Below are 25,869 nucleotides of genomic sequence, written 5' to 3' on the forward strand. Positions count from 1 at the left end.
AAGGTACTGTTACAGAAAACAGTACTTTTTTATTTATAGGTTTTAGGGAGTGTCTTTATGAGCTCTGAACTTTTTCCAGGCCTTTCGTCCGAAAACAATGACCAGAATCAATATAATTATTGCAAAAACAGCAGCAATAATAGGGGCTGCCATGGCAAGAACAGACATAATGCCGGCACCTGCCGTTTCAGTGGTTCCTACGACAGAATTTCCCAATCCTCCGGTTGTTGCAGTAGAAGCGGCCCGTATCCCTGCAAATCCTGAGCTGATGGTGGCCGCAGTACCACCGCCGGCAATTAAGGCAAGCGCCCATTGTGGAAACGTACCCAAATCGGCAAACTGACTTGCAAATAGTATAGAGCCAGCCACTGTAGCCATCGGAATAGAGATGGTATCCAGCAAATGATCAATAAACGGAATATAGTAAGCTAAAATCTCTGCAACAGTAGCAATCCCTGTCGTTATAAGTGTAGGAAGACCTGCCAGCCACTCAAACTGTTCACTCATCGGAATCCATTGGAAATAGGAAGCAAGGCTTACAAAAAACATGGGAAGAAATACCCTGAAGCCTGTTGCAGCGGCTAATCCAATGCCGATAAAAGCACTGAGCACATAGGGAAGATAGGGAACATGATCTAACATATTAATTTTCAGATTTATTGTTTTCCCTAAATTACAAAAAGTCCTTGATATTTGGAATATTCGGATGCTGAGTTAAGGCATATTTGAGGATATATCAATAAACGTTTATACAAAACCACTCCTAAAAAAATCATATTATTTGTGCTGAAATCAGGATGGTTGGTAAAATTGAAGAAAATGTTTTATTTTTTGTGCGCCTCACAAAGTTTTTTAAACTGAACTTCCACATCCTGAAGTTTTTCAGGCATTTCAGGAGATACCCAGAATAACATAGCCATCGTCTTTTTTCCGAAAGCTTCATGAAATAAATCCTTATTCAGGCGGTAGCACTCTCTCAGTAATCTTTTGATCCGGTTTCTGTGTACCGCTCTCTTAAAATATCTTTTAGAAACAGAGACGGCCAGTTTGGTAGATTCTACCGGAATAGAGGGTTTATCTTTCAGAATAATGATTCTCAGGTTTCCGCTGGTCTTCCATTTACCTTTATCAAAAAGTAAACTGATTTCCGTATTTTTTTTGAGCTTTTCCGCTCTGGGATATTGAGAATTCTGCATTAATCTTTTTTCACTAAATAATTGATCACTTCAGCAGCTGCATACAGACCGAAAATAGCAGGAATAAAGCTGATCGTTCCATAAAATGATTTTTTGAAGTTGCTGCCGTCAGTCATTTTTAAACTTTCTTCTTTCTGAATCTCGTTAGAAAATACACATCTGAAGCCCTTATTGATCTTTTCTTTCTTTAATCTTTTTCTGACCTGTTTGGCAAGGAAGCAATTATGGGTTTTGCTGATGTCTCTTACCATAACCATGCTCGGGTCTGTTTTTCCGCCAGCACCCATGGAGCTTACAATTTTAATTTTTCTCCTTCTAGCAGCCTTTATCAGACAAATTTTTGGTGTTACACTATCAATACAGTCCAGTACATAATCAAACTTTCCGGAATCAAGAATCTCATCCATTCTTTCCGGATTCAGAAATTCGTTGATTTTGATTAAATTAATTTGTGGGTTGATATCAAGAAGCCTTTCAGCCACTACTTCTACCTTGTGTTTTCCCACAGTAGAATGTAAAGCGGGAAGCTGCCTGTTAATATTGGTAATGTCTACCGTATCACCATCCACAATGGTCATATTTCCTACTCCGGCTCTCGCAAGAAATTCTGCGGCAAAAGAACCTACCCCGCCCAAGCCTACTACAAGCACATTGGCTTTGATCAGCTTATCCAATCCATCTTCCTTAATCAAAAGTTCAGTTCTTTCCAGCCAGTATTTATCCATTTTTTATTGCGTGTAAATTTTGTAAAATCTGTTCATTCAGTTGTTCCAGGGAAATCCCTCTTATTTCCGAGACTTTAAGGTACAATTCTTCGATGTTAAAATCTTCATTGTCAGTCTCTAAAAAGAATTTATCCGGTGGAGTGTTTTTTAAAATATCCTGCAAAGATAGATTATACAAAACAGCTTTTCCAAAACTCAGATAAAAATTATTGGCAAGAAGATCCTCTGCAATCCTCTTTTTTTTATTAAAACCATGAATGATCATGGGTTGTTCAGCTTTCTTTTTAAAAGAAATTACCTCGTAAAATTTTTTGACGCAATGGATAATAATAGGTTTTTTTACCTCATTTGCGATCATGATCTGCCTTAAAAATACGGCCTCTTGTATTTTCTGGTCAATCGGAACCAATGCATCCAGACCACATTCTCCAATGGCAAAGCAGCTTTTAAACATCATGCTTCCCATCCACGAAAACTGTTTTTGAATATTGCTCACATCAATATCTTTTGGATGAATTCCAATGGAATAAGGAAAATCGGGTGGAATTCGCCCGATATCCAGATTATAAATTCCGTTTCTGATATATTTTTTATGATGGTGAAAATCAAAAAATTCCATCTTCAAAAATAATGTTTTTTTAGATTTAATCTAAAATTATTAAACGATCGTTTATAAATGTGTTAAAAATTTCTTAACTTTACTCAAAGTACACTTCATGAAAAAAAAATTTACAGAAAAACAGATTCACATACTGGATATTGCAGAAGAATTAATTGCAAAAAAAGGGTATGAGGGAACTTCTGTAAGAGATATCTGCTCTAAAGCAAACATCAATGTCGCGATGATCTCTTATTACTTTGGCTCTAAGGAGAAAATGATGTCTTACCTCTACCAGTACAGGGTATTGAAGACCAGGGAAAATTTTTCGGAATTTGCAGACACCATCAAAGAAGGAAAACCTGAAATGCAGCTGCGTGAAATGATTAAATATATTGTTTCCCAACTTTTCAAATACAATTATTTCCACGGATTTGTTACCCAGGAACTCCGCCATACAGAAAATCTTAAAGATGAACTCCTTGATTTCTATCAGTTGTTTGTAAAGAAACTAGACGAAGTCATTAAAAAAGGAGTGACTTCCGGAGTTTTTACTTTCACTCCAAAGCCTGAGGATATTCTTACTATGATTATCGGTTCCACTTTATTTGTGATCAGAAACAAAAATTTCTATGAGCTTTACGTCCCGAGTAAAAATGAAGAAACCTACGCCAAAGAAGCTGAGAAAAAAGTGAGAATGAATCTTTTATTAAGTGTTTTTGCAATTTTGGGATACGCTGCAGACTAAAATTACGTTAAATATTCATAAAAAAAAATCTATTGACAAAAAAGTTATATTTTTGCAAATTAGTAAATCGGCTGTATAATCCGAAAACTGTTGAATTTTTTATATGAAAAAATATATTTTAGGTCTTTTTGCTGTAGCGGTGGTTACTTCTTGTGTAAGCCAGCAGGAAAGAGCAATGAGAAGTGCTGATAAAGATTTTATCCTGAAGGCAGCTAATGAAAACTTCGCTAAGAAAAAGTGGAAAAATGCATTGGCTCTTTATGACAGGCTTGCTAATCTTGTAGCAGGAACAGATGATTTCCCTAATGTAGGTTTCAACACGGCTTATGCCAACTATTATGACAAAAGTTATAAGCTGGCAGGGCATCAGTTTAAGAATTTTGCAGTTAGCTTTCCAAAAGATCCCAGAGCAGAGGAAGCAGCTTATATGTCTGCACTATGCTACTATGAAGGGTCTATGGATTATAACCTGGATCAATCCAGTACAGAACTCGCAATTAATGAGCTTCAGGACTTCCTGAACAATTATCCTGCTTCTGAAAGATCTAAAAATATCAGCCAGCTTATTGATGAACTGTCTTACAAGCTTGAATTCAAAGCATATGAAAACGGAAGGCAGTATTTCAAAATGGGAGAATACAAGGCAGCGAACGTTGCTTTGGAAAATGTATTGGAAGATTTCCCAAGTACAAAACTTCGTTCAAAGATTTATGATTATATCATGAAGGCCCGTTATGAACTGGCAATGAAATCAATCTATGATCTTAAAAATGAACGTATCGAAAGTGCTTTAACCTATACAAAAATGGTTGAAAAAGAACTTCCAAATACAGAATATTCTAAAACGGCTACAGATCTGAGAGAAAAACTTGAAAAAGAAAAACAGAACTTTGTTATCGTTAAAAAACAAACGGAAGCAAGAATTGCAGCTTTAACTGCAAGACAAAAGAAAGAGGCTGATAAGCTGGCAGATAAGAATAAATCCGATCAGCAGGTGAAAGATCAGATCAGTAATGAAAAGAAAGCAATGCAGATCCAGAGGGACAGTGCGGCACTTCAGACACCTCCTCCTGCAGCGACTTTCAAAATTCAAAGATAATTCGTAAATTTGCCATCTTAAAATAAAAATAATTTTCTCAAAATGAGTGTAAAAGATACAAAAGCAGAAGTAAATACAATTACTTACGATAAAGATAAGATTGAAGATAAAGTAGGTTCAATCTATGAAGCTATTGTTATCATGGGAAAGAGAGCAGAGCAGATCAATGCGGAGATCCGTACGGAACTTCACAACAAATTGGATGAATTTGCCGTTCACAATTCTACATTAGAAGAGGTTTTCGAAAACAGAGAGCAGATTGAGATCTCTAAACATTACGAAAAGCTTCCAAAGCCAACTTCAATTGCTATTGAAGAGTGGTTAAACGAAGATATCTATTTCAGAAAAACAGAAGACAGAAAATAATCATCTGTGTTTTTTATAAACGAAGGTCATAAAGGAATTTACTTCTTTTATGACCTTTGTTGTTTTAAAGCCTGATTGTGTGGGAAAAAATAAGTATTTTAGTATTTCAAAAAATTAGAACTAAATGAGTGTTTCCGGTAAAAAGATACTGATCGCCGTTTCGGGAGGAATTGCCGCTTACAAAATCCATTTTCTGATTAGAGATTTTGTGAAAAAAGGAGCCGATGTACAGGTAATTATGACTCCTGATGCAGAGCATTTTGTGACGAAATTAAGTCTGTCTACCTTGTCCAAGAAGCCTGTATATTCAGACTTTTATGGTGATAACGGAACCTGGAACAGCCATGTGGAAATGGCGCTGTGGGCAGACGTGATGATCGTAGCCCCGTGTACAGCTAATACACTGTCTAAAATGGTTCATGGAATGTGTGATAATCTGGTAATTGCCACATATATGTCTGCAAAATGTCCTGTATTCATCGCTCCTGCTATGGATCTGGATATGTATATACATCCCTCCACAAAGAAAAACCTGGATCTTGCGGAAAGTTTTGGCCATATAATCATTCCTGCTGAGAATGGAGAATTAGCAAGCGGACTCGTTGGGCAGGGCAGGATGGCAGAACCGGCAACTATTTTTGCTGCTGTAGAAAATTATTTTACAGGAAATAAGCAATCAAAAAGTCTGGAGGGGAAAACGGTTTTAATTACAGCCGGACCTACTTATGAAGCTATCGATCCCGTAAGATTCATCGGAAATCATTCCTCAGGTAAAATGGGCTTTTCCCTGGCTGAAGAAGCTTCAAAAAGAGGGGCAAAAGTGATTCTGATATCGGGACCAAGTTCTCAAACTCTTCAGGATAAAAATGTAGAACTGCATAAAGTAACTTCTGCCAAAGAAATGCTTGCGAAAGTATTTGAATTTTATGACAGGATAGATATCGGTATTGCAAGTGCTGCCGTTGCTGACTATGCTCCGAAAGAAGCAGCCAAAGAGAAGATCAAGAAAAATGACGATCATCTGACGATTGAACTTGTTAAAAATCCGGATATCCTTAAAACCATGGGCGAAAAGAAAACACATCAGTTTTTGGTAGGATTTGCTTTGGAGACCCAAAATGAAGAAGAAAATGCAAAAGGAAAGCTGGAAAAGAAAAATCTGGATATGATTGTTTTAAACTCCCTAAGAGACGAAGGAGCAGGTTTTAAGAACGATACCAATAAAATCAAAATATTTACCAAAACGGAAAAGAAAGAATTTGATCTGAAATCCAAAGACGATGTAGCAAAAGATATTCTCAATTTTATGGAGTCTCAACTTTTAAAATAATTTTAATAAATTTCCGTTCTCAATTTTTAATAGACAATGAAAAAAATTATAAGTTTATTTTTTCTGTTTTTTATATTCACCCAGAGTTTTTCTCAGGAGCTGTTGGCAACCGTTCAGGTAAATGCACAGCAGATAGGAGGAAGTAACCAGCAGGCCTATAAGGCATTGGAAAAAAGCCTTAGAGACTTTATCAATAATACGAGCTGGACAGGGAAAAAGCTTCAGAACTTTGAAAAAATAAAATGCGGTTTTGCCATTGTTATTAGCGAGAGAGATGTTAATAAGTTTAAAGGATCTATTGTTATCCAGGCAGTGCGTCCTGTTTATAATACTACTTATGAATCCCCTTTAATCAACCTGCAGGATCAGAGGTTTGCTTTTGAATATGTTGAAAATGAAAGTCTTATTTTTAATGAAAGACAGTTTTCAGGTAAGAATCTTACAGATGTGATCAGTTTCTATATTTATCTTATTCTGGGATTGGATGCAGACAGCTTCCAGTCTATGGGAGGATCTCAATGGTATGCAAAAGCACAGCAGATTGCTCAGAATTCTCAGAACAGAAATTATGAAGGCTGGAATACCATCAATGAGCCAAGAAGCCGTACTATACTGATTAACGAAATAATTAATCCGAACTGGAGCCAGCTGCGTTCCACAATATATACTTACCACAGAGCAGGTTTGGATAACCTGTTCAATCAGGATCAGACTGCCGGTAAAAAAGTAATCTTTGATGCGCTGATGCAGTTGAAAATGTATGAAAACTCTTTCCAGCAGGCTTATTTCTTCAACCTGTTCATGGATACCAAGAGTGATGAGATTTTCAATATTTTCAATTCCGGGAATAATGGAGGGCTTATTCTCAATGACCTTAAGCAAACAATGATCATCCTTTCGCCAAAAAATATTGATAATAAGTGGAATAAATGGAAAGTGTAGAATTTTGATATTAGTAAATATTGGTTCGTTACATCTTTTGCTGTAGGCCTAAAAACATTTTACAGTTCATTAAAAAAAACTTATTTTTACAGTTCAAATTCCAATTGGATCATAACCCGGATTATCAATGCTTTCGAGAATTTACATTAAAAATTTTGCCTTAATTGATACCCTTGAAGTATCACTGAAAAACGGTTTACAGGTTATAACCGGTGAAACTGGGGCGGGAAAATCTATTATTTTGGGTGCACTTCGGCTTATTCTGGGTGAAAGAGCAGATGTAAAATCCATTGCGAAAACAGAAGAGAAAAGTGTTGTAGAAACAGAATTTGCTCTCAATAATCAATTCAAAAAGTTTTTTATTGAAAATGATCTTGATTATGAACTTCAGACAATTATCAGAAGGGAAATTCTTCCGTCAGGAAAATCAAGAGCATTTATTAATGATGTCCCGGTAACACTGGATATTTTGAAAGAGCTTTCTTCTCAGCTGATTGATATCCATTCTCAGTTTGAAACGTCTAATCTTTTTACCTCAGAATATCAGTTTAAAATTATTGACGGGCTTTCTGAAAATAAGAAAATTATTGAAGAATATCAGCAGGAATTTTCTGAATTCCAGAGCCTGAAAACATTGTTGAAAAAGTTGAAAACGCAACTTTCGGAATCCAATAAAGAAAGCGATTATAAAGAATTTTTACTCAATGAGCTGGAAGAACTAAAGCTGGATGATGTGGATTATGAAGATGTTCAGAATCAGCTTTCCATTCAGGAAAATGCAGGCATGATCTCTGAAAATGTAGGTCAGATTCTGGCGAGATTTCATCAGGAAGAAATCGGAATTCTTTCCTTCTTCCATGAAGCTAAAAATAAACTTTCGAAAATTTCAGAAGTTTCCACCAGTTTTGCAGAACTTGATGAAAGGCTGGAAACCTCTTTTGTAGAACTGAAAGATATTATCTCAGAACTGGAGCATGAAGCAGAGAGCGTAGAAATTAACCCGGAAAACTTAGTTTATCTTACTGATCTTAATAATAAAATCAATGCTTTATTTCTTAAACATAATGTTTCGGATCTAAACGAACTGATTGACATCAGAAATCAGTTGGCCGGAGACCAGAAAGGAGCCTCAGAACTGGAAGCACAGATTCAGGAAACTGAAGAAAATATCTCTCAGAAAGAAAAAAGAATGCAGGTTTTAGCAGAAAAGCTTTCAAGCAACAGAAAGAAAAATGTACCTGTATTCATTAAAAAAGCTGAAGGTCTCCTGAAAAAACTAGGATTGGAAAAAGCAAAAGTAGATATTGAACTGCAGGATGCTGATGACTTCAATCAATTTGGAAAAGAAAATATTCAGCTGTTGTTTCAGGCTAATTCAGGATTTCCTTTAAAACCGATTCAGACTGCTATCTCAGGAGGGGAAAGATCAAGAGTAATGCTTGCCGTAAAAAAGATTATTGCAGAAAGTGATGAGCTTCCGACACTAATTCTGGATGAAATTGATACCGGAGTTTCAGGAAAAGTAGCTGAAGAGATCGGAAATCTTATGCGTGAAATGTCTGAGGACATGCAGCTTATTGTTATTTCTCACCTTGCACAGGTCGCGGCCAAAGGAAATGACAACTATAAAGTAGTGAAGCAGGATATTTCCGGCAGAACGCAATCCACCATTATACCTTTAAATGACGAAGAAAAGCTGAACGAAATTGCCCAGTTACTTTCCGGAAGCAAAATTACCGAAGCAGCCCTGGCACAAGCGAAAGAATTAATTGGTTAAAACACTGTAACATATTTTACATTATATTTACTAATGTAAAAAACTAAAATATGTTTCTAAAGTTCCTTAGGCTTGAAATTAAAAGCTTCTTCCGTGGTACATCTTTAGGGATCAATCTTACCATGAAGATTTTCCGATTTATAGGAATTCTTTATTTTATGGGATGCCTTGTTGCTGGCGCTTTCCTTGCATTTTTCTACGTGCAGGAAGAGCTTCATCAGAATCCTTTAAAGATGGTTTCGAAATTCCTGATAGTAGCCTGGATTCTAGATCTTGTTCTTAAGTATCTCTTGCAGGAGATTCCCACCCAGAACATTAAACCATTTCTCACTCTGAATATCAGAAAGAATACGCTGGTTAATTATATGCTGGCAAAAACCTTTCTTTCGGCACTCAGCTGGTTGATTTCTCTCTTTTTTATTACATTTTCTCTTATAGCATTATTTAATGATTATAGTATTTTAGGCGTTGTACTATGGCTAATAGGAGTAACTTCACTACTGTATCTGAACAATTTTATCAATATTTTCTTTAATGGTAAAGAAACATTGGCCATAATAGTAGGGGGTTGCTTTGCCATCATAGGAGCATTGGGCTATTACAATATTATTCCCGTTTTGTCTTATTCAGAGAAGCTATTCTTCAGCTTTTATGAGAAACCTTACTTTGCTTTGATCCCGGTTGCTTTATTTACCGGTCTTTGGTTCCTTTGTTTCAGATATCTGAAAAAAGAATTTTACCTTGATCAAGGTCTTGAAGCTAAAAAAACGGTAGGAAAAACAGAAAATATTGCTTTTTTAAACAAATATGGAGCTACCGGAACATTTATCAATAATGATATTAAAATGTTGAGACGTAATAAGGTCACTAAAGGAATTTTGTTAGGTAGTTTTATGTTCCTGTTCTATGGGCTGCTTATGTTTACCTCCACGGTATATAAAACACCTGCAATGATGATGTTTATGGGGCTTTTTGTAACGGGAGGATTTCAATTTTTATTTGGGCAGAGAGTTCCTGCCTTCGATAGCTCTTACTACCCACTGATGATGACTTTGAATGTTCCGTATAAGGAATATTTAAAGGCAAAATGGTGGCTGATGAATATTGTAACGGCAGTTTCTGTGGTTATTGCTTTATGCTATGCTTATTTTGGATGGGAAGTTTATATCACATTCTTTGCCGCAGGAATATACAATATCGGTGTGAATTCCCAGTTCACCTTATGGTCGGGGGCTTTCAACAAAACACAGATTGATCTTAATTCAAAAGAAAAAAGACTGGGGCAGAAAGGAAGTTTCAATATGGTTGCAATGCTTCTGTTGATTCCTAAAATGTTACTTCCGATGGCCGTATTTGCAATCGCAAAATATTTCTCAGGAATTACAGCCGGAGTGATAAGTATTGCCATCATAGGGATCGCAGGTTTTGTATTTAGGGAAAAGATCTTCGATATTATCGTGAAACATTATAAAAAAGAAAAATACAGCACACTTGATGCATTTAAAAATAAAGGGTAAGCTATGATCAGTATAAATAATTTATCAAAAACATACGGACCTGCCACGGTTCTTAATATTGAACATCTTGAAATTCCGAACGGTGAAACATTTGGCCTTGTAGGAAACAATGGAGCGGGGAAAACAACCCTGTTCAGTCTGATGCTTGATCTTATTCAGGCAACTACCGGTTTTGTAAGCATAGACGGAATAAAGGTGAATGAATCTGAAGCCTGGAAGAATAAAGTCTCAGCATTTGTAGATGATACCTTTTTGATCGGTTATCTGACTCCGGAAGAATATTTTTATTTCATTGGTGAATTGAGAGGGCAGAACAAAGCTTCCGTAGATGAATTTCTGAAACCTTTCCATGATTTCTTTAACGGTGAAATCCTAAAATCCGGGAAGTACATTCGTGACCTTTCAAAAGGAAATCAGAAAAAAGTAGGTATTGTAGGAGCGATGATTGGAAATCCGGAGATCATTATTCTTGATGAACCATTTGCCAACCTCGATCCGTCCACACAAATCAAACTCAAAAACCTGATCAAGGAGTTATCAAAGCAGGATGGTGTTACCTTTCTTATTTCCAGCCATGATTTATCCCATACTACAGAAGTATGTAACAGAATTGTGGTGGTTAATAAAGGACTTCTGGTAAAGGATATTCAGACGAATCCGGAAACCCTGAAAGATCTTGAACAATATTTTGCTGATCAGGTGTCCAGCCCTGATATTGAATATGATAAGGCATAAAGTATGAACACGGTAGAATCACAAAATGTAACGGATTATCCTAACAGCAATACCATTTTTATGGTTTGGAAACTTAATGACGATCCGCAATTGAAAAATGTTTTTCAGGAGTTGTGTGCATTGGTACTAAATCTTAATAATTCGGTTTTCAACAGATTTCCGGACAGCAGAGCAAGCTGTGTGATGGGAATTGGTTCGGAAGCCTGGAAAAAACTGAATCTTCCAGCTCCGCCGCCAAAAGAGCTTGTGAGTTTTGAAGAGATAAAGGGTATAAAACATACTGCAGTTTCCACTCCCGGAGATCTTCATTTTCATTTAAGAGCAGATAACAAGAGTCTTATCTTTGATATGGCTATTGAAATATCAAAACTTTTGGGATCCGTTGCAGAAAGCATTCTGGAAATCCACGGATTTAAATATTGGGATGCGAGATCTATTCTTGGTTTTGTAGACGGAACAGAAAACCCACATGGAGAAGATCGTGATTACTTTGCAAAGATCGGAGATGAAGATCTTCAGTACAAAGGAGGAAGTTATCTGTTTGTTCAGAAATATCTACACAATATGGATGCCTGGAAAAGTCTTTCCACAGAGGATCAGGAAAAAGTAATCGGAAGATCAAAAGAAAATGATATTGAAATGTCTGATGAAGTGAAGCCTTCCAATTCACACATCGCTTTAGCCAATATTGAAGGGGAAGACGGAGAAGAGTTAAAAATAGTAAGAGATAATATGCCTTTCGGAAATCCTTCTACTAATGAGTTTGGAACTTATTTTATTGCTTATTCAAGCACATTTACAACCACAAAAAAGATGTTGACGAATATGTTTATAGGTGATCCTCCCGGAAATTACGACAGAATTTTAGATTTCAGTACAGCTGTTACGGGAACGCTTTTCTTTGTTCCTACCAGAAATATGCTTGATGAATTCTCAGGATAAAATACAAAAATACAGTCTCACTTCTGAGGCTGTATTTATCAGTTGTTTTTACGGTACTATACGGGATTCCCAGGATTGTAAGAATCACACATTCCGTTTTCTACCAGACATTCTCTTTTCTTCAGTTCGCAGGGGTTGGTCGTAGGAACACTGCAACAAGCATAGTAGCCATTATATTGCACCAGATACATATCGCAAAGCGGGCTGTTTCCTCCGTTAATTGTTTTCAGGTTCTCTCTTCTTAATTTTTTTAAATGCTTCATGGGTTTAGTTTTAAATTAATTATATCCCCAATATAGGAAAAAATAAAACACTAAATAGAATTGATTAAAAAGCTATATTTCAATTGTTTATTTCAAATTTTTTTTGCTTTTTGACAATAAAAGAGTATTGAATTTGTAACTCATGACAAAAAAAATCAACTCATTGTATCAAATAGTAAAATTTTTCTTTTAAAAGTTGTAACCTTTTTTTGTTTTGATTGTCTTTAGTATAGAAACAGTATAAGCATGAAACTCTTGTTTGGAAATAAAAAGAATGACTTATTGAGCCTCCTGAAGAAACAGGATCCGGCTGCACAGAAGGTTTTCTATGAACAACATGTAAGGAGATTTCTGAGTGTAAGCAAAAGCTATGTGAGTGATTTATACCAGGCGGAGGATTGTGTGATCAAAGCATTCTGCAAAATTTTTAAACACATAGAAAGCTTCAGAGGAGAATCCAATCTTGAAAGTTGGGCCAGAAGAATTGTAGTGAATGAATGCCTGAATTTTATCAAAAGCCATAAGACTGTTTTCTACCTGGATGAGATTAACCAGTCTTTTCATGAAGATATCCATGAAGCAGATATTGAGTTTGATTTTAATGCACAGGACCTTCTGGATCAGCTTCCCGATGCATACAGGATGGTTTTTAACCTTCATGTGCTGGAAGGATACTCGCATCAGGAAATTGCAGATACACTAAAAATTTCGACTGCCGTGAGCAAAACCCAATTGTTCCGGGCAAAAGAAAAATTAAGAAAGATTTACTTTCAACAACAAAAACAACTGAAAAATGAACACTTCTAAAGATAATTTTGAATTTCAGATCAGAAAGCAGATCAATGAACGGGAAGTTACTCCATCCCGAGACTTGTGGTCTGAGATTGAACTTCATAACTCAATGAATAACCGCCCCAAATCACAAATGAATTGGTTTTTAGTAGCTGCCTGCCTGATCTTGGCGTTCAGTCTGGGAACTCTTCTGTTTTTTCTGAGAGAACCTTCGGGAGCCCAACCGAAAGTTGCTAAAGAAGCGGGATCTGCTGAAGCTGTACAAAGAGTAAGTGATTCTGAAAAGAGCAATATTTCCCTAATCACTGAAAGTTCTGAAAAAGTGAAGCATAATAAAGCTTCTTCTCAAGAAAACAAAGACAAAGAAGTATCTCGTGTGCTGGCTGTAGAAGATAAAAAACTGATATTGAAAGAAACTTCTCAGGGTAAAAAACCTGAAATGATTCAGATTACCAACCCGAAAATTATAGCAAAAGCTGATTCAGCAAAGATTCCGGCTAAAAAGAAAAAATATGTAGATCCTTCCACATTGCTTTTTTCAGTAGAGCATAAAGATGTCATTGAAAAAACAAAGGACGGAAGCAACGTTGCTACCATAGATTTGAATTCCAAGTAATTTATCGTAAAATATTAAAATTAATAAATATGATCAAGAAATTAATCGTGATGGGATTGCTATGCCTTCTTCCGGCATCATTCCAGGCACAAAAGACATTGAATATCAATTTGTCTTCCAAAAAGGATACCGAGGTAAGCCCTATTGTGAAAGAAAAGGTAGAAGAGTATGCCACAAAGATCAATACAATTATACAGGAGGAAAAGAAGCTGATGGAGGCAGAGCTGGAAGTATTGAAAGCAAGAAATCTGGATAAAAGTGATTTTGATAGAGAAAAAGCACAGATCGCAGACCGTTATTCTGAAAAAATGGATAAGAGAATTGAAGATCTTGGATTTGATCTTGATGATGTAATTCAGAAACAGGTAAGATATTCTCTGTTAAACACCGATGCGGCATCCAAGGAAGAACTTAAAGAAAAGCTATTAAAGAAATTCCGTCCAAACAGAAGTATTTCAGGATACTTTTCTTATGGAATTATGACATTAACAAATGATCTCCCGGATAATGGACTGGATAAGAACCTCGGATATTCCAATAACCTTGAGTTTGGTGTGAAACTGAATTACCAGCTTAGCAGAACAAGCCCGTGGGCTATTACTTCCGGATTAGGTTTCTCTTGGAGAACGGTTAGAGTAGATAACAATATGTACTTTACAAGATTAGGGAACCAGGGCGTTTCTTTAGTTCAAAACGAGGAAAGCCTGGATAAAAGTAAACTGAGAACAGGCTATATTATGATTCCGCTGGGAATTCAGTATAACTTTTCAAGACTTAAAAATGCGGGGATGGACGTTCAGTACAGAAACTCTCACAACGGATTTAAAATAGGAGCCAATGTATATGGAGGTGCAAGAATGTCTACCAACAATATTATAAAAGGGAATAATGGCGAAACAAGAGATCGTTCGAATTATGACGTAAATCCTTTTATTTATGGGGCACAACTTACATTTTCTTACAACAGCTTCAGTGTGTTTGTTAAAAAAGATTTCAGCAATTTCTTTAAAGACAGTCATTTTAAAAATGATAAGGCACTCATATTCGGACTTGCGATCGGGTTATAATAGATCGACCTTCATATTAACTAAAAACTCCGGGGAAAAATCTCCGGAGTTTTATTTAAAATCTATGAATATAAAATAAATTAGATATTCCTATTTCAGGCTTCCTACCATATCTTCAGGCTTCACCCATTCATCAAACTGCTCAGCAGTAAGCAGTCCGAGATTAATGGCCTCTTCTTTTAATGTGGTTCCGTTTTTATGAGCTGTTTTTGCAATTTTTGCAGCATTTTCATATCCGATGTGAGTGTTCAAAGCAGTAACCAGCATTAAAGATTTGTCTACAAGCTCTTTAATTCTTTCATGATTAGGCTCAATACCTACCGCGCAATGATCATTGAATGAAATACACGCATCAGCAATCAGCTGCGCAGACTGTAAGAAATTGTAGGCCATTACAGGTTTAAATACATTCAGTTCATAATTTCCCTGAGTTCCTGCAAAAGAAATAGTGGTATCATTACCTAAAACCTGTGCGCAAACCATAGTCATAGCTTCATTTTGAGTAGGATTCACTTTTCCAGGCATAATGGAAGATCCCGGCTCATTTTCAGGAATATGAATTTCCCCGATTCCGGAACGTGGTCCTGAAGCCAGCAATCTGATGTCCTGGGCGATTTTAAATAAAGATACAGCCAGTTGTTTCAGTGCTCCATGGCTTTCAACAATAGCATCATGGGCAGCCAAGGCTTCAAATTTGTTTTCAGCAGTTATAAAAGGATGATTAGTAAACTTGGCAATATATTCCGCTACCTTTACATCGTAACCGTTCGGAGTATTCAATCCTGTTCCTACAGCGGTTCCTCCCAATGCAAGCTCAGAAAGATGAGGGAGCGTATTTTTTAAAGCTCTTAAACCGAATTCAAGCTGCGCTGCATATCCGGAAAATTCCTGCCCAAGAGTAAGAGGTGTGGCGTCCATCAGGTGGGTTCTTCCGATTTTTACAATATCTTTAAATGCTTTCGACTTTTCAACCAGTGTATTTTTTAATTTCTCTACCGCAGGAATGGTAACTTCCACTACTTTTGTATAAGCAGCAATGTGCATGGCAGTAGGATAGGTATCATTGGAAGACTGCGATTTATTGACATCATCATTGGGGTGAACTTCTGATTTTTCACCCAAAGTTCCGCCATTATTAACATGAGCTCTGTTTGAAATTACTTCATTGACATTCATGTTCGATTGCGTGCCGGAACCCGTTTGCCAGATCACCAAAGGAAACTGGTCGTTCAGTTTTCCTTCCAGTATTTCGTCACAAACCTTCGCTATCAAATCTCTTTTCCCCGCAGGAAGTACTCCCAGATCCGTATTGGCATAAGCTGCAGCTTTTTTCAGATACGCAAAAGCTTCAATAATCTCATGCGGCATTGAACTCTCCGGTCCGATTTTGAAATTATTTCTTGAACGTTCCGTCTGCGCACCCCAAAATTTGTCTGCAGGAACCTGCACTTCTCCCATGGTGTCTTTTTCTATTCTGTAATTCATTGTGATTGAAATTTTTATAAAATTAGTGATAACCTAAGAATTCTGCAATTTATAATCATTATAAATATCAATGGAAATGACTGATTTTACTCATGTTTTTAAGATAGATAAAAACGTATGTCCCTATAATGGTTTTTATTGTATTTTTGAGCTCTTCCGAAGGGCGAAAATAATTTTCACCACAAAGGAATATGAAGTAGATACTTTATAATAAAAACTATATAACATGAAAAAATATCTTGGTTTACTATTTTTAGTTTACTCATTCTTTTTTAATGCCCAGATTGCAATAGGAAGTTCTGTAACAGATCACAAGGGCAAAATTGAAAATAAGAATCTGACACAATTCCTCAATTCTGAAACTATTTTTGTTTTTCCTCCGGTTTATGATAAATCTGTTTATGAGAAGATTTTAAAGGATGTCTGGACTATAACACCTTATAAAGTATTCATTTATGGAGAAACAGACCTTAGTGATTTTATGAATGATAAATACTCATTTGCAACTATAGATGGTAAAGTGGTGGAAAAAAATATATCAACATCTATCTATACATATTTTTCCTTTTTCACATTCGATATGAAAGAGAAAACGAAAGAAATTGAGAAAGTTCTAAGCAAAAGCAAAAAGAAGAAAGACTATGATTTATTTGAAAAACACAGACAATATGTAGGAGGATTTTATTTGTTTCAAAAAGGAGAGTTGGTGCAGTCGTCATATGCCAATTCAATTAAAGAAACATCTAAATTAGCATACTCCGAAGATATATTCTTTAATTTTAAACCTGGTTTTTTGAAGAACTATTTTCAAGCCGTTCAAAAGGGTATCAATGATAAAGAGGCAAGCAGTGTATATGATGTGTTTAAGACTGAAGAGTTAAAAGAACTTCAGACAGCAACTTTATATGTGCCAAGTTATATTGGAATTAGGTTTAATCCCAATCTGTATAAACTTGAAGATAAGGAACGAAATGAGGAGGAAAAGGCAGACTTATTTTCAAAATACGAATTTAAATATGAGTACATAGATGATAATGCATTGAGTGAAAAAATTCTCAATAATGAAGATATTTATTATTTGCGTTATGTAAGAATGAATAACGGAAAATTTATAAATATAGTGGAAGCAAAAACAGGGAAAATTATTTATTCAGAAAGCATCTTTGGAATGTCTTATAATTTAAAACCTGATTACATTAAAGATATTAAAACAGCAATAAAGAAGTTCTAATCTAAAATGATTCTTAGTAGTATATTCCTTAATTTTGTACAAACAAAAAATTGAATGGAATTTAGATATCAGGATCCGTATCCAATTCAGAAGGATGATACGGTGTATAAGAAGCTTACATCAGATTATGTAAAAATTGAAAAACTGGGAGACAGAGAGATTTTAACAGTTGACCCGAAGGGATTGGAATTATTGGCTGAAGAAGCTATGGCAGACGTTTCATTCATGTTGCGTTCATCTCATTTGGAGAGTCTTAAAAGAATCATTGATGATCCGGAAGCTACAGATAATGACAGATTTGTTGCTTACAATCTTTTACAAAATGCTGCAGTAGCCGCTGAAGGAGCTCTTCCTTCATGCCAGGATACCGGAACCGCTATCGTAATGGGTAAAAAAGGAGAAAACGTTTACACAGGCGTAGATGATGGAGAATACCTAAGTAAAGGAATCTTCAATACGTATCAAAAAAGAAACTTAAGATATTCTCAGGTAGTGCCTTTAACGATGTTTGATGAGAAAAACTCAGGATCAAACCTTCCTGCTCAGATCGATATCTATGCTAAAAAAGGAGATTATTATGAATTCTTATTCTTAACAAAAGGAGGAGGTTCTGCAAACAAAACGTTCTTATATCAAAAAACAAAATCTTTATTGAACGAAAAATCTCTTGAAGAATTTATCAAAGAAAAGATTTCAGACCTTGGAACGGCTGCCTGCCCGCCGTATCACCTGGCATTGGTAATCGGTGGAACCTCAGCAGAAGCTAACCTTGCTGCAGTAAAAAAGGCCTCTGCAAAATATTATGACAATCTTCCAACGGAAGGAAATGAAGCCGGACAGGCATTCAGAGACCTTGAATGGGAAGCTAAAGTTCAGAAAATCTGTCAGGAAAGTGCAATCGGAGCACAGTTTGGAGGTAAATACCTTACTCATGACGTAAGAGTAATCAGACTTCCGAGACACGCGGCTTCTTGCCCGGTAGGAATGGGAGTTTCCTGTTCTGCAGACAGAAATATCAAAGGTAAAATTACAAAAGAAGGAATCTTCCTTGAACAATTAGAACAGGATCCGAAAAGATTCTTACCTGATACTCCGCCACATCTGGAAGAAGCCGTTGAAATCAATCTGAATAAGCCAATGCCGGAAATCCTGGCTGAGCTTTCAAAATATCCGATCAAAACAAGATTAAAACTGAACGGAACATTGATTGTTGCAAGAGATATCGCTCACGCAAAAATCAAAGAAATTATCGATAGTGGTAAACCCATGCCGGAATATTTCAAAAACCATCCGATCTACTATGCAGGGCCGGCAAAAACACCGGAAGGAATGGCTTCAGGAAGTTTCGGGCCTACAACAGCAGGAAGAATGGATGTGTATGTAGATGAATTCCAGAGCCATGGAGGAAGTATGATTATGCTGGCAAAAGGAAACAGAAGTAAAGATGTTGCTGATGCCTGCAACAAATATGGAGGGTTCTATCTTGGATCTATCGGCGGACCGGCTGCTATTCTTGCAAAAGATAATATTGTGTCCGTAGATGTAGTAGACTTCCCGGAATTAGGAATGGAAGCCGTAAGAAAAATTGAAGTGAAAGACTTCCCGGCATTCATTATTACAGACGATAAAGGCAACGATTTCTTCGCAGATCTTGCCCATTAATTAGTTTAAAATTAAAATAAATAATAAAATAGAACGCTGATCTTTTGTGTAAAAAAGAAAAAAGTTCTATTTTTGCCTAAAATCTTTAAGAGAATGATAACGATTTTATCAGCATTTTGGCCGTTCTACCAGTTCCTATGGACTGTTTTCTTCATTACTATGTTCTTAGTGGGGTTCTGGTGTATTTTTATGTTCTTCGGATTAGTAATCCCAATGTGGCTAACTGAAGGTTTGAAAGAGTATTTCGGAAAAGTAAAACCTTTCGATCCTGAAGATATCAGAAGAAAACTTATTACTGAGCAGGAAGGTGTAGAAGTTATCTACAGCGAGCCTAAAGGGAACGGACCTTTCATTCACGATCACGGACATCATCATTAATTGATTGTCATTGCTTTTTCACCTGAATTCTGAAAAAGTAATATCAAAGCAAAACAACATATATGAACCGCTTAATTTTTTAAGCGGTTTTCTTATTTATTATTTCTCAGATTTTCAGGAGAAATCCCAAATTTCTTTTTAAAAGCGCGGGTAAAATTCTGAAGATACTCATATCCGCATTCTATCGCAATTTCTTTAATCATAATATCACCGTTTGTAATCAGTTTCTTGGCCTTCAGCATTCTCAGCTCTGATATGTAATTGGCAATGGTGGTATGATACTGTGCCTTGAATTCTCTTCTGATGGTATTCTGATTCATTCCGATGAGTTTTCCTATCTCTTCCGCTTTTATATTCCGATGGTAATTTTCATCAATAAATTTTTTAATCATTTCCGGTGTTTTAGGAGTTGATTCCAAAACATTCTTTTCATTGAACTGCTCGAAAATAAGAATGAGAAGTTTAATGATCTTTGCCTCCACAAATAATTTCTGCATTACCCCTTTTTTCGAATAAGTTCTGATCTCATTCAGGATCATATGCATTTCAACCGTCATATTCGGGGGAGTTTCCTTATGGAGGAAAATGAAATTATTCTGAACCATATTTTCCAGGATTTCCGCATTTTCTCTGTTAAGTTCCGGATTGATGAGGTTAAAAATATATTGATAATTGATCTGTATCTGAAGGTATTTAAGAATCTCCTGATTTTCAGTCCATAGTTCAGCCCTGCTTTCCTTAGGTGAATAATGCAGGATGTATTGGTTCTTTTTGAACAAAAACTTTGTTCCGCAGTCATGAGCCGCAAGATTGATATCATGACTGAGCAAAAAAAGAAGGTTAAAACTTGATTTACCTTCCAGCATATGAGACTTATAGGATTGATCCGGACACAAGTCTTCCTGCATTACAATTTTGATGTCTTCGGATCTGAACAAAAGTTCATGGGTAGATGGATTCCTCATACAACACATTTTTACAGCCATAGGTACAATTAACTTTAAGTAAAAATACAACCCAGGATAACCGAAAGTTTGAAAATGATAACTAGGGATTAATATTGTGGGGTACTTTTGCGCAAAATTAAATTAAATTTAGAATAATTAAAAATAATATTTTACATGTTTAAAAATTTACATTTTGATATAAAGAAAATAAGAACCGGATTAGCCTTGCTAACCATTGCAGGAAGCTGTTTCTATGCACAGCAATGGGAAAATGTAGGAGGTGTTCAGGATGTGTCCACCGGAGGAAGCAGTTTTAATAATCTGGTTATAGATCAATCAGGAAATTATTATTTGTCGTATTATGATGTCTCAGTAGCCAAAGGTTCCGTTCAGAAATTTGATGGGAATTCATGGTCTTATCTGGGAGGAAGTGCAGGTATTACAACAGGAACGGCAACTTACAATTCATTATCAGTAAATCCTTTTGGAAACGTTATCTATTATACCAATCAGCTTGGTTATCCGGGATCCGGAATGGAGGTACGTCAGTTTATAGGAACTTCGTGGTCGCAGCTCCCCAATGCTACGGATAGTTCAGTGAACTATCAGGCTTCTGCAGTTTCACCAGATAATATTTTATTTACTTACGGATCCTATGGATCAGGAACAGTAAAAAGGTACGTGAACGGAATCTGGGAGCAGGTGGGGAATACAGGTTTTTCAGGAGGAGCAGAATTTGCTGAAATGGCAATCGGAACCAACAATACAGTATATACATGCAACGTATCCGGTGGAGTAAAAGTATATCAAAACAGTACAAATGCTTCATCAGTACAAAACTGGACTTTAGTAGGAGGCGGATCAGTAGATGCTTCATCTTCGGGTGAACAATACAACACAGATATTGCATTAGATGGTTCTAATACTATTTATGTTGCCTATGTTTCAAATACGGCGGCAGGAAAAAAACTTAATGTCAAAAAATTCGATGGAACCTCATGGGTACAGGTTGGAAATGCTAATTTTTCAGATGGAAAAGTGCAGCATGTTGCTATTGCAGTAACGGCATCCGGAGCTCCTTATGTTGTGGCAAGCCGTTTTGAAAATGATAATTTCCTGAGAAATACAGTCTATCAATTAAATGCTTCCCAGAACTGGACAACATTTGGAGGAGATTTCGTCTCTGATGGTGAGGCTAAATATAATGATCTTTCAATAGATAAAGCTCATAATTACCTGGTATTGGCATATTCAGATAATACGACCAAGGTTAAGAGAATCTCTCTTACAGGAAACACTCCGGCTTGTAATAATACGGATCCGGGATCTAACACGGGTGATATTGGCTGTGTTACTTTTACTTATCAGGGCCAGCAGGTTTCTTATACTACGGTAAGAGGGGCAGACGGAAAAGTATGGCTTCAGCAAAACCTTGGAAGCGCACAAGTGGCTACTTCAATGTCTGATGCTGATTCCTACGGAGATCTGTTCCAGTGGGGAAGATGGGATGACGGTCATCAGCTTAGAAATTCCCAGACTGCAGCGTTGCCTACACCTAATACTCCAGTGGGAGTAGCAGTTGCAATAACAGGATTTGTTACCGGTTCACCGGGCTGGTGGGCAGATTTCACTGCTACGGATAAATGGGAGTTGAGCACTCCGGCATCAGCAGACCGATATAATGGAGTAGATCCGTGTAAAGCCATCGGACCAGATTGGAAAATGCCGTCACAGGCAGATTGGACTGCTTTGGTGGGGGCAGAAAGTATCGTAAACCCTGCAACTGCTTATGGAAGCCATCTGAAGCTGCCGGCAGGAGGATACAGAAGTTCAAGCTCAGGAGATTTTACATTTGTAGGACAAAGAGGATATTTCTGGAGTTCTGATACTTCAAGTGTTGGAGGTAAATACCTTTATGTGGGAACTACGCTAGCCAATCCATCTTCAGGTGCTATGAGAGGACAGGGCGCGTCCGTAAGATGTATTAAACCTTCTTCAGCATTAAGCACATCAGAGATTCATCTGAATAAAGCTTCAGTAGGGATTTATCCAAATCCTACCAAAGGAATTCTTTATATCAGAGCAGAATCCAATATTGAAAAAGTAAACGTTACCAATTCAGTGGGACAGAAGATGAATGTATCATTTTCTAATGATCAGATCAATATGACTGAACTGCCTGCAGGTGTTTATATCGTAGAATTACAATTAAAAAATGGACAGTCCGTTTCAAAAAAGATTATAAAAAATTAAAATATTCGTTTAAAAAATAGTTCATTACAATTACTTTTATTGGAAGGCTCATGAAATTTTCATGAGTCTTTTTTTATGGATTTTTAATCAAAAAAATTAAAATATTTGAAAATAATAGAATAAAAATAGTCATTGTGAAGGAAAATTAATATTATATTCGATAAAAAATAAGAAATGAAAAAGTTTTATTCCGTTGTTTTTCTGTTCGTTGCAGTCATTGTTTTTGGGCAGATTAACTATACCATTAATCCCAATCCGTTTAATGAAACGGATACCGTTACGTTAACGGTTCCCGGAGATCAGATCGATGAATCGGCATGGGGAATTAGCAATAATGCTGTTTATATCTGGACATGGTCTTTCGATGCCAATTATCAGAACAGTCAGGATTGTCCCACCAATGGGAGCTGGAACAATTCCAATGAGCTGAATAAACTCAGCTATAATTCAGCAACAGATACCTATACAATGACTTTTATTCCAACTGCATTCTTTAACAGAACGGGAATCGGCAGGTTTGGATTTCTGTTGAAAGATAAAACAGGTGCCCACCAGACCTCACCGGACATTTTTGTGAATGTGGGTATTTTAAGTCTGAATTTAACCAATCCATTAGCAAACAGCCTTACATCAGTTCCGGTTGGAAATTCAGTCAATATCACAGCAACAACAAATGTTAACGCAACTTTTCAGTTAAAAGCAAACGGAGTGGTGGTTCACTCTGCTTCCACGCCTTCGCAATCCTATTCTTATCAATATACGGTTTCACAGGATGCCAATATGGAACTTGTAGCTACTCAGGGAACCAATTCCAAAAGTGCAGCATTCATCGTACAGGTTCCGAGAAATGTAGTTTCTGAAGCGGTGCCGAGCTGGATCAGACAGGGAATTAATTACCATCCTACAGATCAGACAAAAGTGGGGCTGGCTTTATATGCTCCGGGTAAAAATTTTGTACACGTGATCGGAAGTTTCAATAACTGGACGGTTAATGATTCTTATTTAATGAAAAGGGATACTACGAATCCGGACCTTTACTGGATTGAATTAAACGGGCTCACTCCCCAGCAGTTATATTCTTTCCAATACAGAACCAATGATCTGCGAAAAGTTGCGGATCCTTATTCACCACAGATCTTGTCTTCTTACGATGATCAATGGATCTCATCATCTACCTATCCGGGCTTACCTGCATTTCCGGCAGGACAGGATTTTGAGGTTTCAATATTTAAAACAGGGCAGACGGCTTATAACTGGCAGGTTACCAACTTTCAGAGACCGGCTAAAGAAGATTTAGTGGTATATGAACTGTTATTAAGAGATTTTACACAGGAAAAGAACTGGCAGTCGCTGATCGATAAAATTTCATATTTGAAAAATCTGAAGATCAACGCTATTGAGTTGCTGCCAATCATGGAATTTGAAGGAAATCTTTCATGGGGATACAATACCTCTTTCCATTATGCATTGGACAAAGCTTACGGGACTCCTGAAAAATTTAAGGAATTCGTAGATCTGTGTCACCAGAACGGAATTGCCGTCATCCTGGATATCGCATTTAATCATGCAACAGGACGTTCTCCTTTGGTAAGGCTCTGGAATATTGATCCGGATGGAGATGGTTATGGAGATGTAGCTCCAAACAACCCATATTTCAACCAGGTCCCGAAACATTCATACAATGTATTTAATGATTTTAACCATACCAGTTCTTCAACGCAATATTACGTTGAAAGATGCCTTCAGCAATGGTTAACCGAATATCATATTGACGGATTCCGCTGGGATTTAACAAAAGGATTTACGCAAAGCTGCTCTGAGAATGATGAAAGCTGTACCAATGCTTACCAGCAGGACAGAGTAGATATTTTGAAAAATTATGCCGATAAACAATGGGCAATTGACCCGAATTCTTATATGATCTTCGAACACTTGGGAACAGATGCAGAAGAACAGCAATGGGCCAATTACAGAGTAGCGGAAGGAAAAGGTGTTATGCTTTGGAATAAGCAAACGGATCCTTATAATCAGAATACGATGGGATACAAGGAAAATAGCAATTATGACCGTATGAACCATAGTCTTCATGGCTTTACAGAAATGCGTGCTGTAGGCTACGGAGAGAGTCATGATGAAGAAAGACTGATGTTTAAAAACCTTGCTTATGGGGCAATGAATGGGAGTTATAATGTAAAGAACCTAAATACTGCCCTGGAAAGGATGAAAACCTTTGGTGCTACTTTCTTTACCATTCCAGGCCCGAAAATGATCTGGCAATTTGGAGAACTTGGGTATGAATTCAGTATTAACAGATGTGCCAATGGAACCATCAACAACGGTTGTAGAACTGATGAAAAACCAGTGGCATTTACATTAGGATATGACACAGATACAAATAGAAAAGCGGTGTATGATACATGGGCTAAAATTATAAGTATAAGAAACAGCCATCAGATTTTTAAATCTAAAACCTACAGTATAGAATCAAATAATCTTGCCAATGATCCGGACGGATTGATTACAAGAATTTACATCTATGATAATTCAATCAACGGAATGAAAAATGTAGTGGTTCTGGCAAATTACAATACTTCAGTACAAAATGTTGTTCCTTATTTTCCCTATACGGGGCAGTGGCAGAATCTAATGGATGACAGTATCTCGAATGTTGTTTCTACAACAGCTCCGATTACCCTTCAGCCAGGAGAATTCAGAATCTTTGGAAATTATGCGGGAACGCTGTCAACAACAGACATCAACGCAGCAAACAAATTATCACTTCAGATTGCTGATAATCCCATAAAGAATGGTACCGCAAAACTGGTATTTAACAAAGCTAGGAACGGAGAGATCTTTATTTTTGATATGACCGGGAAAAAACTGGAATCATTCAAACTTGATAAAGAAACGGGAACTTATGAACTAAAAGCGAATTATCCACCAGGAAGTTATTTAGTTCAACTGAAATCCGATACCGGAACGGCTATTCAGAAAATGATAGTGAAATAATAAAAAAAATAAAAAGGCAAATTTGCGAATCAGCAGATTTGCTTTTTTTGCATATTAAAAAAAATACTCTACCTTTGCACTAGATTTATCAAGAAAGGTGGAGGGATTTGGCCCAATGAAACCTTAGCAACCTGCACGATTCCAGAAGTGTAAAGGTGCTAATTCCAACCCGGTGGGGGAGATAAGTGAAG

The 25,869-nt window shown here is 36.7% G+C and carries 24 protein-coding genes and 1 riboswitch; of the genes, 17 read left to right on the top strand and 7 right to left on the bottom strand.

The window, feature by feature from the left end:
• Positions 1–42: 42 nt before the first annotated feature.
• The 4 genes from F3J23_RS18035 to F3J23_RS18050 form a co-directional block, all read right to left on the bottom strand.
• The gene (locus F3J23_RS18035) at positions 43–642 is read right to left on the bottom strand and encodes a DUF4126 domain-containing protein (protein ID WP_167032270.1); all 600 of its coding nucleotides are present in this window, start codon (positions 640–642) and stop codon (positions 43–45) included.
• 182 nt (positions 643–824) lie between these two features.
• Positions 825–1,196, bottom strand: coding sequence for a ribonuclease P protein component (gene rnpA / locus F3J23_RS18040; RefSeq protein ID WP_167032273.1), 372 nt, complete (start codon positions 1,194–1,196; stop codon positions 825–827).
• A complete protein-coding gene (locus F3J23_RS18045) occupies positions 1,196–1,921 on the bottom strand; it encodes a ThiF family adenylyltransferase (RefSeq protein WP_167032276.1) in 726 nt (241 codons plus the stop codon). Before F3J23_RS18045 ends, rnpA begins: the two co-directional genes overlap by 1 nt.
• Complete coding sequence (locus tag F3J23_RS18050) at positions 1,914–2,540, bottom strand: TatD family hydrolase (protein ID WP_167032511.1); 627 nt, start codon at positions 2,538–2,540, stop codon at positions 1,914–1,916. The genes F3J23_RS18045 and F3J23_RS18050 overlap by 8 nt, the downstream gene beginning before the upstream one ends.
• 97 nt (positions 2,541–2,637) lie before the next feature.
• Here F3J23_RS18050 and F3J23_RS18055 point away from each other — a divergent pair, with 97 nt between their 5' ends.
• The 9 genes from F3J23_RS18055 to F3J23_RS18095 all read left to right on the top strand — a co-directional run bounded on the left by F3J23_RS18055 (position 2,638) and on the right by F3J23_RS18095 (position 11,975).
• On the top strand, positions 2,638–3,267 hold the full coding sequence (locus F3J23_RS18055) for a TetR/AcrR family transcriptional regulator (protein WP_167032279.1): 630 nt from the start codon (positions 2,638–2,640) through the stop codon (positions 3,265–3,267).
• Positions 3,268–3,370: 103 nt separating this feature from the next.
• Entirely contained in the window at positions 3,371–4,366 is a 996-nt protein-coding gene (locus tag F3J23_RS18060; protein WP_167032282.1) for an outer membrane protein assembly factor BamD, read from the top strand.
• Positions 4,367–4,408: 42 nt separating this feature from the next.
• Positions 4,409–4,732 (top strand): DNA-directed RNA polymerase subunit omega, encoded by a 324-nt coding sequence (locus F3J23_RS18065; RefSeq protein ID WP_027372958.1) that lies wholly within the window; start codon positions 4,409–4,411, stop codon positions 4,730–4,732.
• Positions 4,733–4,856: 124 nt separating this feature from the next.
• The gene (coaBC, locus tag F3J23_RS18070) at positions 4,857–6,062 is read left to right on the top strand and encodes a bifunctional phosphopantothenoylcysteine decarboxylase/phosphopantothenate--cysteine ligase CoaBC (protein ID WP_167032285.1); all 1,206 of its coding nucleotides are present in this window, start codon (positions 4,857–4,859) and stop codon (positions 6,060–6,062) included.
• A 36-nt stretch (positions 6,063–6,098) separates the two neighbouring features.
• Positions 6,099–7,004, top strand: a complete 906-nt coding sequence (locus F3J23_RS18075; protein ID WP_167032287.1) for a DUF4835 family protein — start codon at positions 6,099–6,101, stop codon at positions 7,002–7,004.
• Positions 7,005–7,131: 127 nt separating this feature from the next.
• A complete protein-coding gene (locus F3J23_RS18080; RefSeq protein WP_167032290.1) occupies positions 7,132–8,781 on the top strand; it encodes a DNA repair protein RecN in 1,650 nt (549 codons plus the stop codon).
• Positions 8,782–8,831: 50 nt separating this feature from the next.
• Positions 8,832–10,298: a DUF5687 family protein gene (locus F3J23_RS18085; protein WP_167032293.1), complete on the top strand. Its 1,467-nt coding sequence runs from the start codon at positions 8,832–8,834 to the stop codon at positions 10,296–10,298.
• 3 nt (positions 10,299–10,301) lie between these two features.
• A complete protein-coding gene (locus F3J23_RS18090) occupies positions 10,302–11,033 on the top strand; it encodes an ABC transporter ATP-binding protein (RefSeq protein WP_167032295.1) in 732 nt (243 codons plus the stop codon).
• Between the two features lie 3 nt (positions 11,034–11,036).
• A complete protein-coding gene (locus tag F3J23_RS18095) occupies positions 11,037–11,975 on the top strand; it encodes a Dyp-type peroxidase (protein ID WP_167032298.1) in 939 nt (312 codons plus the stop codon).
• A gap of 56 nt (positions 11,976–12,031) precedes the next feature.
• Here the strand turns inward: F3J23_RS18095 and F3J23_RS18100 are convergent, their stop codons facing one another.
• Positions 12,032–12,238 carry a bacteriocin-like protein gene (locus F3J23_RS18100; protein WP_167032301.1) on the bottom strand — a complete coding sequence of 69 codons (207 nt, stop codon included), beginning with the start codon at positions 12,236–12,238 and terminating at the stop codon, positions 12,032–12,034.
• A 246-nt stretch (positions 12,239–12,484) separates the two neighbouring features.
• Between F3J23_RS18100 and F3J23_RS18105 the strand changes: the two genes are divergently transcribed.
• From F3J23_RS18105 to F3J23_RS18115, 3 genes are read left to right on the top strand one after another with little or no spacing between them, the layout of a single operon-like run.
• A complete protein-coding gene (locus F3J23_RS18105) occupies positions 12,485–13,045 on the top strand; it encodes an RNA polymerase sigma factor (RefSeq protein WP_167032306.1) in 561 nt (186 codons plus the stop codon).
• On the top strand, positions 13,032–13,646 hold the full coding sequence (locus F3J23_RS18110; RefSeq protein WP_167032311.1) for a hypothetical protein: 615 nt from the start codon (positions 13,032–13,034) through the stop codon (positions 13,644–13,646). The genes F3J23_RS18105 and F3J23_RS18110 overlap by 14 nt, the downstream gene beginning before the upstream one ends.
• Before the next feature lie 29 nt (positions 13,647–13,675).
• On the top strand, positions 13,676–14,713 hold the full coding sequence (locus F3J23_RS18115; RefSeq protein WP_167032314.1) for a porin family protein: 1,038 nt from the start codon (positions 13,676–13,678) through the stop codon (positions 14,711–14,713).
• A 90-nt stretch (positions 14,714–14,803) separates the two neighbouring features.
• On the opposite strand, the gene fumC is transcribed toward F3J23_RS18115, so the two are convergent.
• On the bottom strand, positions 14,804–16,198 hold the full coding sequence (fumC, locus tag F3J23_RS18120) for a class II fumarate hydratase (protein WP_167032317.1): 1,395 nt from the start codon (positions 16,196–16,198) through the stop codon (positions 14,804–14,806).
• 226 nt (positions 16,199–16,424) lie between these two features.
• Here fumC and F3J23_RS18125 point away from each other — a divergent pair, with 226 nt between their 5' ends.
• The 3 genes from F3J23_RS18125 to F3J23_RS18135 all read left to right on the top strand — a co-directional run bounded on the left by F3J23_RS18125 (position 16,425) and on the right by F3J23_RS18135 (position 19,469).
• Entirely contained in the window at positions 16,425–17,429 is a 1,005-nt protein-coding gene (locus F3J23_RS18125; protein ID WP_167032320.1) for a hypothetical protein, read from the top strand.
• Positions 17,430–17,483: 54 nt separating this feature from the next.
• Positions 17,484–19,091, top strand: a complete 1,608-nt coding sequence (locus F3J23_RS18130; protein WP_167032323.1) for a fumarate hydratase — start codon at positions 17,484–17,486, stop codon at positions 19,089–19,091.
• Between the two features lie 93 nt (positions 19,092–19,184).
• Positions 19,185–19,469, top strand: a complete 285-nt coding sequence (locus tag F3J23_RS18135) for a hypothetical protein (protein WP_185156478.1) — start codon at positions 19,185–19,187, stop codon at positions 19,467–19,469.
• A 92-nt stretch (positions 19,470–19,561) separates the two neighbouring features.
• Here the strand turns inward: F3J23_RS18135 and F3J23_RS18140 are convergent, their stop codons facing one another.
• On the bottom strand, positions 19,562–20,434 hold the full coding sequence (locus tag F3J23_RS18140) for a helix-turn-helix transcriptional regulator (RefSeq protein WP_167032326.1): 873 nt from the start codon (positions 20,432–20,434) through the stop codon (positions 19,562–19,564).
• 156 nt (positions 20,435–20,590) lie between these two features.
• On the opposite strand from F3J23_RS18140, the gene F3J23_RS18145 reads away from it, so the two are divergent.
• Together F3J23_RS18145 and F3J23_RS18150 are read left to right on the top strand one after the other, a co-directional pair.
• Positions 20,591–22,669 carry a T9SS type A sorting domain-containing protein gene (locus tag F3J23_RS18145; protein ID WP_167032329.1) on the top strand — a complete coding sequence of 693 codons (2,079 nt, stop codon included), beginning with the start codon at positions 20,591–20,593 and terminating at the stop codon, positions 22,667–22,669.
• 174 nt (positions 22,670–22,843) lie between these two features.
• Positions 22,844–25,678 carry an alpha-amylase family glycosyl hydrolase gene (locus tag F3J23_RS18150; protein ID WP_167032332.1) on the top strand — a complete coding sequence of 945 codons (2,835 nt, stop codon included), beginning with the start codon at positions 22,844–22,846 and terminating at the stop codon, positions 25,676–25,678.
• Positions 25,679–25,760: 82 nt separating this feature from the next.
• Positions 25,761–25,866, top strand: a riboswitch (SAM riboswitch).
• Positions 25,867–25,869: the final 3 nt, after the last annotated feature.

Origin of the sequence: Chryseobacterium sp. Tr-659 (assembly GCF_011752975.1) — a bacterium.
GTDB lineage: Bacteria > Bacteroidota > Bacteroidia > Flavobacteriales > Weeksellaceae > Chryseobacterium.

Excerpts from the sequence above, each read along its gene's own strand:
- F3J23_RS18140 (WP_167032326.1), bottom strand. The coding sequence starts at position 20,434 with ATGAGGAATCCATCTACCCATGAACTTTTGTTCAGATCCGAAGACATC.
- F3J23_RS18065 (WP_027372958.1), top strand. The coding sequence starts at position 4,409 with ATGAGTGTAAAAGATACAAAAGCAGAAGTAAATACAATTACTTACGAT.
- coaBC (WP_167032285.1), top strand. The coding sequence starts at position 4,857 with ATGAGTGTTTCCGGTAAAAAGATACTGATCGCCGTTTCGGGAGGAATT.
- F3J23_RS18110 (WP_167032311.1), top strand. The coding sequence starts at position 13,032 with ATGAACACTTCTAAAGATAATTTTGAATTTCAGATCAGAAAGCAGATC.
- F3J23_RS18115 (WP_167032314.1), top strand. The coding sequence starts at position 13,676 with ATGATCAAGAAATTAATCGTGATGGGATTGCTATGCCTTCTTCCGGCA.
- F3J23_RS18130 (WP_167032323.1), top strand. The coding sequence starts at position 17,484 with ATGGAATTTAGATATCAGGATCCGTATCCAATTCAGAAGGATGATACG.
- F3J23_RS18145 (WP_167032329.1), top strand. The coding sequence starts at position 20,591 with ATGTTTAAAAATTTACATTTTGATATAAAGAAAATAAGAACCGGATTA.
- F3J23_RS18090 (WP_167032295.1), top strand. The coding sequence starts at position 10,302 with ATGATCAGTATAAATAATTTATCAAAAACATACGGACCTGCCACGGTT.
- F3J23_RS18050 (WP_167032511.1), bottom strand. The coding sequence starts at position 2,540 with ATGGAATTTTTTGATTTTCACCATCATAAAAAATATATCAGAAACGGA.
- F3J23_RS18105 (WP_167032306.1), top strand. The coding sequence starts at position 12,485 with ATGAAACTCTTGTTTGGAAATAAAAAGAATGACTTATTGAGCCTCCTG.
- F3J23_RS18100 (WP_167032301.1), bottom strand. The coding sequence starts at position 12,238 with ATGAAGCATTTAAAAAAATTAAGAAGAGAGAACCTGAAAACAATTAAC.
- F3J23_RS18150 (WP_167032332.1), top strand. The coding sequence starts at position 22,844 with ATGAAAAAGTTTTATTCCGTTGTTTTTCTGTTCGTTGCAGTCATTGTT.
- F3J23_RS18055 (WP_167032279.1), top strand. The coding sequence starts at position 2,638 with ATGAAAAAAAAATTTACAGAAAAACAGATTCACATACTGGATATTGCA.
- F3J23_RS18075 (WP_167032287.1), top strand. The coding sequence starts at position 6,099 with ATGAAAAAAATTATAAGTTTATTTTTTCTGTTTTTTATATTCACCCAG.
- F3J23_RS18080 (WP_167032290.1), top strand. The coding sequence starts at position 7,132 with ATGCTTTCGAGAATTTACATTAAAAATTTTGCCTTAATTGATACCCTT.
- fumC (WP_167032317.1), bottom strand. The coding sequence starts at position 16,198 with ATGAATTACAGAATAGAAAAAGACACCATGGGAGAAGTGCAGGTTCCT.
- F3J23_RS18125 (WP_167032320.1), top strand. The coding sequence starts at position 16,425 with ATGAAAAAATATCTTGGTTTACTATTTTTAGTTTACTCATTCTTTTTT.
- F3J23_RS18085 (WP_167032293.1), top strand. The coding sequence starts at position 8,832 with ATGTTTCTAAAGTTCCTTAGGCTTGAAATTAAAAGCTTCTTCCGTGGT.
- F3J23_RS18035 (WP_167032270.1), bottom strand. The coding sequence starts at position 642 with ATGTTAGATCATGTTCCCTATCTTCCCTATGTGCTCAGTGCTTTTATC.
- F3J23_RS18060 (WP_167032282.1), top strand. The coding sequence starts at position 3,371 with ATGAAAAAATATATTTTAGGTCTTTTTGCTGTAGCGGTGGTTACTTCT.
- F3J23_RS18095 (WP_167032298.1), top strand. The coding sequence starts at position 11,037 with ATGAACACGGTAGAATCACAAAATGTAACGGATTATCCTAACAGCAAT.
- F3J23_RS18135 (WP_185156478.1), top strand. The coding sequence starts at position 19,185 with ATGATAACGATTTTATCAGCATTTTGGCCGTTCTACCAGTTCCTATGG.
- F3J23_RS18045 (WP_167032276.1), bottom strand. The coding sequence starts at position 1,921 with ATGGATAAATACTGGCTGGAAAGAACTGAACTTTTGATTAAGGAAGAT.
- rnpA (WP_167032273.1), bottom strand. The coding sequence starts at position 1,196 with ATGCAGAATTCTCAATATCCCAGAGCGGAAAAGCTCAAAAAAAATACG.